Genomic DNA, 7,901 nt, shown 5'->3' with positions numbered 1-7,901 from the left:
TGTCCTTTGCCGCGGAAAAGCTGGAGTCCCTGGATCCTTACGCACCCATCAGGCGGGGTTACAGCCTGGTTACTGTGGCCAAAAGCGGGAAATTCCTGCGCAGCGTACAGGACGTAAGCCCCGGCGACGATCTGGAGATTACAGTTATTGACGGACAGATTAAGAGCCGGGTGGGAGGAGAGTGATAATGAGTTTTTCCTGGCCCTCATACAACGAACTGGCCTGGACCGAGGAACTCCTGGCCGATCCGGCTGAATATGAATACGAAGCCGGGTTCTACGTGGATCTCATAATGCGCACAGCCCGGGATGATCCCCCCAGGACCCTGCTGCATCTAGGCAGCGGTGCAGGTATTCACGACCGTGTATTCAAGCGGCATTTCACAGTCACCGGGGTGGATCTGAGCCCGGGTATGCTGAAAAAAGCCCGCTTTGACAATCCTGATGTGCAATATTTTCAAGGAGATATGCGCAGCATTCGTCTGGACCGGAAGTTTGATGCCGTGGCCATTCCGGACAGTACAGATTATCTTGTTACCCGTAAGGACCTGCACCAGGCGGTGAAGACCGCTGCTGAGCATCTCAGGAAGGGGGGTGTTTTTCTTGTGACCGCTAAACCCAAAGAAACCTTTCAGAACAACAATTTCGCCTACACCGGAGAAAAAAACGGCCTGCACCTGACTCTGCTGGAGAACAACTACATAAATCCTTACAGACCGGATACCTATGAAGCCGTGTTCGTGTACCTGATCCGGGAGCAGGGCGAGTTGACCATACATACTGATCACCATATACTGGGACTTTTTCCCAAATGGGCCTGGGAGCAGGCTTTCAGGGATGCCGGGATGGATATGCAGGAAACATTACTTGACGGTGTCTACGAAAGATATATTCTTGACGGTGGCTCATATCCGCTGACCGTGTTTGCGGGTAAAAAGAAGTGAGTCTGAATGGTAATAATCCGTAACGTGAATAATCAAAGGGAGAAGCGGCCATGTCTGTGAAAGAATTGCATACTAAAGATGAGTTTCAAAAAGAAGTCATGGAACATACGGGTCATGCTGCAGTTCTTCTGCATATGCCCACCTGACCGGATTGCCGGTCTGCGGTGCAGACCCTGAAGGGAGATAAATACAGCCTGGCTTCCAGGATCAAAGTGCTGAGCTTTGAGATTGAAAGTCCGCAAGACCTTCCTTCCTGGGCGGCAGGGGTGCGCGGTGTGCCCACCTTTATAATTTTCAAAGACGGTCAGGAGGTGGACAGGCTGGTAGCCACCGGAAGAGACGATATTGTTGGCAGGCTTTCAGAGTGGATAACGGCCTATGCATGATTGAGGGGTCTGAAACGCAGTGTTTACGTCCTGTTTGCCGAATCCCCGGACCACTGGAGCATATTTCTACACTGAATAGCACTACAGCGACACATAATTTAAGCTGGAAGGGGACTGGCTCTTTTGCCGCCGGACAGTCCGGCCGTTTTACAGTCTGAGGTCGGCAAAAGTGCCTGTCCCCGGTGGTCTCCCAAAAATTAACTCAAAGTATCGCTGTAGTAATAACTACAAAAACAGAAGGTGCGGTATGAAAAAGTGTGCTCTTATAATGGCATTTTTTGCGGCTGTTTTGATGGTAGCTTCTGAACTCAGGGCTCAAGACTGGCTGCAGCGCGGTATGGATACTTTGCGCAAGAATCCTGAAGTTACAGAAAAATCAGGGCTTGCGGATTCGGAGATTGCCGAGGGATTAAGAGAGGCCCTGCGCGTAGGCAGTGAAAAAGTAGTCAGTCATCTTGGCCGGAAAGACGGTTATTACCAGGATCCTAAGGCTCATATCCCTTTGCCTGCAAGTCTGCAGAATGTTCAAAACATTCTGGAAAGAGCCGGGATGGGGCATATGCTCGATGATCTGGAGCTGCGCATGAACCGGGCCGCTGAGCAAGCTACGCCCAGGGCCAGGGAAATGTTTGTACAGGCCGTTTCCGAGATGACCCTGGATGATGTCCGTGGGATTTACAACGGTCCTGATGACGCGGCCACACGGTATTTTGAGGACACAATGTCCGGACCCCTGTCGGAGGAATTTACCCCGCTGGTAAGGCAGAGTCTTGCGGATGTGGGCGCGGTGCGGGTTTATGAAGACATGATGTCCAGGTACCAGCAGCTTCCCTTTGTTCCGGATGCCCGGGCGGATATTTCGGAACACGTGGTGGATCATTCCATAAAGGCCATCTTTGAGTACCTGGCTGTGGAGGAGGCAGCCATCAGAAATGATCCCCTGAGTCAGACCACCAGCATACTGCAGCGGGTGTTCGGCAGGTGATATAAGTGCAACCATTCAGGGGGGCCCGGTGATGGTTAATGGCACCAGGCCTGGGGACTGTCCATCGCAACCGGGGTGCATGCTGGTAACTATTGGATCTCCTGCCCCAGGCCTTGAGGAACTGACCACGGACAGTACCGGCGGCTGCCAGGGCATATTTTTTTCCGAGCCTTATGAAAAGGCCGCTGAACTGGACGATATCCGCACGGAAACGGAAAAGCTTGCAGAGCTGTTCAACAAGGCAGGCATAGATACCAGATCAGCAGCTTATACGGAAGACTCTATTTCTCTTTCTGCCATGAGAAAGCTGCGCCGTTTCCCCCTGGAGTATCTGTCCCTGCGCAAGACACCACAGGATCCATTGCCGTTGTGACTGCAAAAACTACTTTTTGCAGTCACATCTAACTACGCACTGATTACGGGTAAACATTCAGTGAGAGCCGGACACCGGCCTGGGGAGTCCCTGCCGACTTTATCCTGCAAGCCTTGAAAGCGCTTTCTCCATATCCTCTAACTGCACCGGCTTGGCCAGGTAATCATCCATGCCAGCTTCCAGGAATCTTTCCCGGTCTCCTTGCATGGCATAGGCAGTCAGAGCGATAATTGGAATCCTGTCCCGGGTCTGATCTCCGACACCCGATGTCCGTCTACCGGTCTTTGACCTCTGATCTTTGATAACCGACATCCGACATCTGTCCTCTGCGGCGCGAATGCGCCGGGTCGCCTCCACTCCATCCATGACCGGCATGTGTATATCCATGAGGATACAGTCAAAATCCTGGTCGGCAAGCATATCCAGGGCCTGTTGTCCGTTTTGGGCCAGGCTCACCTCGTGTCCGGACTTTTCCAGCAGCATCTTCATGGGCAGCTGGTTGGAAGGATCATCCTCTGCCAGGAGAATGCGCAACCGGAGCTTGCCTGTGCCTGCACGGGCATCGGTCTGCTCCGGATTACTCCCAGACTCTTCAGGCAGCCCAAGCGGCAGTGAAACATAAAACGTACTCCCTTCACCCAGCGTACTCTCTACAGACATATTTCCATGCATCAGTTGCACAAGCCTGCTGACAATGGACAAACCCAGACCGGCACCCTGATACTTGCGGGTGTAAGCGTTCTCCGCCTGGACAAAGGGCTTAAACAATTCATCCACCTTGGCCTCGCTCATACCTATGCCCGTATCCGAGACAGATATCAGCACCCGGGCATTTCTGCCGTGTCGCTGCTGCAGATGCCAGTACACGCTTACATGACCATCCTCGGTGAACTTCAAGGCATTGCCCACCAGGTTGAACAGGACCTGCTGCAGTCTGGCCTCGTCCCCAAGAAGAACTTCAGGCAGCTCCGGGTCCAGGCTGAATTCCAGGGATACGTTCTTGTCCCGGCTGGTGACCATGAACAGCTCATCCACGGAATCGCACAGCTTCTTTACATGCACCTCTTCCTTGCGGATTGTCATCTGCCCGGCCTCAATCCTGGACAAATCCAGGATGTCCGAAAGTAGCCTGGTCAGCCTGTTGGCAGAAACAATCCCCATGTTCACATACTCCTTCTGCTCCGAATCAAGGTCAGTGCTCTGCAAAAGCTGCATGATTCCAAGCATGCCATTGATTGGTGTACGGATCTCATGGCTCATGTTGGCCAGAAATTCGCTCTTGGCATGGTTGGCGGCTTCGGCCTGCTCCTTGGCCTGTCTCAACTCATCCTGAATGTTCATAAGTTCGGTAGTATCGACAATGCAGACCAGTACACGGGAATAGTCATCCTCATATCCTGGAATGACAGACCAGTAGAGCTGTGTCTTCAAGCTCTGACCATCCAGGGTCACATGATCCCTTTCAAAAGAAAGACTGGTTTCTCCAGATGCAATTAACAACAGGCCCTGCAAAAAATCACTATAGGACTGCTTACCAAAAACCCTGGATATTCCAGCTAATAATTCATCCTTGGAATTTGCTTTATACAAATTCAATGAGGCCTGATTGACATCTATGACTTTTACCAGTCCGGTCATTTCCCTTACCAGTTCAGGCCGCTGCTTCAAATAGACCTCAAGCTCCTTTATCCCCTGAGCTTTAAGCTCTTCAAGGCGCTTTTTGACTTCTGAAAAGTCCTGTTCCCACAAAGAAATCGGCGATGATTCAAATAACTGTCTGTATTTTTCCTCACTCTCCTGTAGGGCTTTCTCGGCCCGCCTGCGCTCGGTTATGTCTTGCCAGGCTACAATCCCTCCGGTGATACGGCCTTCTGAGCCCCTGATCGGTCCGGCATCGCAGGTCAAAGGAATAACCCGACCATCGGCATGGCATTGGACGATCTCTTGTCCAAGCACAGTTTCACCGCTCATTATGGCCTTGGGCAAGGGCAGTTCTTCCACCCGAGCCTTTGTTGCACCGTCGGCCAGATAGACCTCCCATTCATCCAGGATCTGCTCCACGGACAAACCGACGTGCCTTTCCTCAGGCCAGCCCATCATCTCCAGCCCATGGCGGCTGACCCGCTGTAATGTTATGTCAGAATCAGCAATGGTTATACCCAGCGGGATATATGTCATCAAAGCATCAAGCGTCTGCCTTCCTTGCTCAGCCTCTTTGATTGCTGCCTTCAGAGATTGCTCTGCCTGCTTCTGCTCAGTTATGTCCCTCAACTGCTGTATAATTCGGACTACATTTCCACCTTCATCCATTATGGGATTGCTGCGGCAGTTCAAATAGATGCCCAATTCAGGGGAGTACTTCTCAACTTCCTCCAACCTGCCGGTTTTCACGGCTTTAATTGTAGCACATTCTTCACACTGACGATTTCGGCCGATAAGCTCAAAACATTTATTACCCTTTACTTGTTCCGGGGTCATGCCTAAAAGATCATAACCCGCCTGGTTGTAGCGCTCGATGCTCAGGTCGGGATACTGGATGGATAAAACGTCTGAAACGCCGTCAATGATGCCTTCGAGAAGTCTCTTGCCGGCGATCAGGTCTTCTTCCGACCGCTTGATGTTGGTTATATCCCTGACCCATTCAACAAAAAATACAACATCACCGTTCTGGTCCAGGAAAGGTATTACACGCACATCAACCCATGTTCCATCAGGCAGCATTGTTTCTTCTTTAAAAGTTTCTCTGGTTTCAAAAACTTTAACAGCTTTGCAGTCAGGACATATCTGGTCGTATCCCCTGTATGTCTTGTAGCACCTGGTATTCAGGATCCTTTTTTCTTCAGGAACACCGGCTAATCCATTCCAGTTGCTGTAAATAATATTCATGTCAGGGTCTTGTATGGAAACCATATCAGGAATCAGGGACAGCATTTTTTGAAAACGTTGCTCACTTTCACGCAGTGCCTCTTCGGCCCGCTTACGTTCGGTAATGTCCAGAAGTGAAGCAACGCTTTTATCCGTACCAGGGATCATATCAATGCATAAGTAAATATTCCTCAAATTATTCTTTTTATCTACAAACCTGAATTCGTACTCGTTTAAAGCCTTTTTTCTATCTTTACGTCTTACCTCATGCTGCTGGTGCATTCTCTCAAGGTCTTCCGGGACAACAAATTCCATCCAGGTCTTTGTGTTATGGAGCTCCTCAAGAGGGTATCCAGCCAGTTGGGCGAATCTGGCATTGGCCAGGGAGATGATTCCGTCTTTTTCTAAAATGCAGCTGGCAGCTCCAGTATTTTCAAAAACCGTCCTGTACTTTTCTTCGTTTTTACTAAGGGCTTCTTCTGCTTGTTTACGTGCGGTAATATCGGAAATAAACCCCTGATAACGAGTGAAACCGCCTGTTGTATCCCACACTGCCCGGATATTTATGGATGCCCAGAATACTGACCCGTCCCGCCTGAGAAGGCGGCACTCAAAATTCTGCACCTGTCCCTGTGTTTCAAGCTGGAGCTGCAGTAAACTCCTGTCTTCAGAGTCTGCGTATAACTGACTGGCGATATCAATTATGGAGTCAATCATTTCCCGGGGCGTATCGTAGCCGTGCAGTTGCGCCAGGTACGGGTTGGCTGATAGAAAACGTCCCTCTGGTGTGGTGATGAAAACGCCTATCGGAGCGTTTATGAACAGATCCTGGTACTCTTCAGCCGAGGGGAAGGAAAAGTCCTTGGATGCGTGGTTCTGTGACATGGTTTGCTCCAATCAGTTTAGGATTAGACCGGCAAAACAGTTACAATCTCATGCAAGACTATGTGCATTTGGCGCTTAGCACAAATTTCGAAACAAACATGTTGTTTCATTTTCAAAAAAAGCCAGGAGGTTATGCCCACGGAACACACGGAAGGGCACGGAAGTTTTAAAGCGTTGCGAAGCAAAGCATATTCCGTGAAATTCCGTGTATTCCGTGGGCAGTCTCTTTTGCCCCGATGGGGCCACTTTTTCCGCGCAGGGTCGCGGAAAAAGCCTTAGTGACTTACTCCTGAAACTTTGCCTGCCCGGTTAAACAAATCCGAAGGATTTCCTGCAAAGCTGGGTTGCGGGCAAAGCCCGGGTTAACTATCTTCAGCGTAGTGGTGTTGTCGAAACCCTGAGAAGCAAACAGCACTTCAGAAGCATCCAGAATATCTTATTTTTTATTTTTGGCTACATTTAACCAAGGATTTTACCCTTCGGCTTCATCTTTCTCTTCTTCCACAGTTCCATATCCTGCATTTTTTTCTTACGCTCCCGGGCCAGGGATTTTGCAATCAGGGACTGATTTTTTTTATACCCCCACTTTTCCTTGTATTCTTCTGTAGTCATATCATGTTTGGCAAAATGCTTCTTGGTAAGAACCTTGAATGACTTGCCGCACTCAAGGCAGGTTATGCTTTTTTCTTTGATGGCTTTCTTGGGATCTACAGACGGTTGCTGCTCCTGTTCGGCCTGTGACTCGGCTACTCCTTGTGAAGCCTTTTGTATGCCTTCAGACAGAGTTTTAATCATAGAATTGATTTCTTCTTCAGTCATATTACGAACACCGGCCTGGGCCTTCACAATCTCCAAAGCTTCTTTAACATGGTCTTCCATTTAATAATTCTCCTTAAATAAGTATTTGTATCGCTTTATCTGATGATCTTTAACCCGGAGCTTAAGTAACAAGCTTGTCGAAATAAACTGATCACCGTTGCCTTTTGTAAGGTTAGTTTTACTCATAACTTTCAAAATTGCAAGCACAGCTTAACAGTCTGTCAGAGAGGTATGAAAAGAAAAATCATATCGGGCACATATAATCTCTACACCCTCTTCCAGCCTGGACCATCCAAAGAAGAAAAGAGTTTTTTGCCTACAGATCACACAGATGCACACAGATAAGAGAGGTTTTTTATGTGCATACCAGGAATACGCACCTGGTATGCACATGGTCTCCACCGCATCCGCGGTAGCTACCGGGGAGTAATCTTCCCCCGCCCGAAGGGCTGATACCTTTTCCTTGCGGGTCCTGCCCCGTGAAACAACGCTGAAAGCGTTCCTGCGCAGCAGGGTTTCACTGGGGTCTTATTCCCGCAAGGAAAAAATATATATCTCTTCAATATCTTATATCTGTGTCAATCTGCCTGCCCGGTGAAATAGACGAAGTCTCAGCGCAGCGGATTTCACTGGGTGTGATCTGTG

General features: G+C 49.5%; 7 protein-coding genes. 5 read left to right on the top strand and 2 right to left on the bottom strand.

Translation table 11 applies throughout. The annotated features are described in order from the left end of the window. From QZP87_RS09175 to QZP87_RS09155, 5 genes are all read left to right on the top strand, one after another. The coding region (locus QZP87_RS09175; protein WP_291322618.1) for an exodeoxyribonuclease VII large subunit at positions 1-185 on the top strand (185 nt) is incomplete at its 5' end. A gap of 2 nt (positions 186-187) precedes the next feature. Further along, the gene (locus tag QZP87_RS09170) at positions 188-943 is read left to right on the top strand and encodes a class I SAM-dependent methyltransferase (protein WP_291322617.1); all 756 of its coding nucleotides are present in this window, start codon (positions 188-190) and stop codon (positions 941-943) included. Positions 944-1,107: 164 nt separating this feature from the next. Next, positions 1,108-1,329 (top strand): thioredoxin family protein, encoded by a 222-nt coding sequence (locus tag QZP87_RS09165; RefSeq protein WP_291322616.1) that lies wholly within the window; start codon positions 1,108-1,110, stop codon positions 1,327-1,329. A gap of 292 nt (positions 1,330-1,621) precedes the next feature. Then, positions 1,622-2,314 (top strand): DUF4197 domain-containing protein, encoded by a 693-nt coding sequence (locus QZP87_RS09160; protein ID WP_291322615.1) that lies wholly within the window; start codon positions 1,622-1,624, stop codon positions 2,312-2,314. Positions 2,315-2,393: 79 nt separating this feature from the next. Next, positions 2,394-2,687 carry a hypothetical protein gene (locus tag QZP87_RS09155; protein WP_291322614.1) on the top strand — a complete coding sequence of 98 codons (294 nt, stop codon included), beginning with the start codon at positions 2,394-2,396 and terminating at the stop codon, positions 2,685-2,687. A gap of 99 nt (positions 2,688-2,786) precedes the next feature. Here QZP87_RS09155 and QZP87_RS09150 read toward each other — a convergent pair whose 3' ends face one another. Continuing rightward, positions 2,787-6,437 carry a PAS domain S-box protein gene (locus QZP87_RS09150; RefSeq protein WP_291322613.1) on the bottom strand — a complete coding sequence of 1,217 codons (3,651 nt, stop codon included), beginning with the start codon at positions 6,435-6,437 and terminating at the stop codon, positions 2,787-2,789. Between the two features lie 459 nt (positions 6,438-6,896). Continuing rightward, positions 6,897-7,316 (bottom strand): MucR family transcriptional regulator, encoded by a 420-nt coding sequence (locus QZP87_RS09145; RefSeq protein WP_291322612.1) that lies wholly within the window; start codon positions 7,314-7,316, stop codon positions 6,897-6,899. Positions 7,317-7,901: the final 585 nt, after the last annotated feature.

It is taken from the genome of Desulfonatronospira sp. (genome assembly GCA_003563255.1).
Classification (GTDB): Bacteria; Desulfobacterota; Desulfovibrionia; order Desulfovibrionales; family Desulfonatronovibrionaceae; genus Desulfonatronospira.
The sequence above is the reverse complement of the archived record's forward strand: the minus strand, read 5'-3'. Positions and strand labels throughout refer to the sequence as shown.

What these genes read in the sequence shown, in the direction of transcription:
- QZP87_RS09170 (WP_291322617.1), top strand. Translation starts at nt 188, where the DNA reads ATGAGTTTTTCCTGGCCCTCATACAACGAACTGGCCTGGACCGAGGAA.
- QZP87_RS09160 (WP_291322615.1), top strand. Translation starts at nt 1,622, where the DNA reads ATGGTAGCTTCTGAACTCAGGGCTCAAGACTGGCTGCAGCGCGGTATG.
- QZP87_RS09155 (WP_291322614.1), top strand. Translation starts at nt 2,394, where the DNA reads ATGCTGGTAACTATTGGATCTCCTGCCCCAGGCCTTGAGGAACTGACC.
- QZP87_RS09150 (WP_291322613.1), bottom strand. Translation starts at nt 6,437, where the DNA reads ATGTCACAGAACCACGCATCCAAGGACTTTTCCTTCCCCTCGGCTGAA.
- QZP87_RS09145 (WP_291322612.1), bottom strand. Translation starts at nt 7,316, where the DNA reads ATGGAAGACCATGTTAAAGAAGCTTTGGAGATTGTGAAGGCCCAGGCC.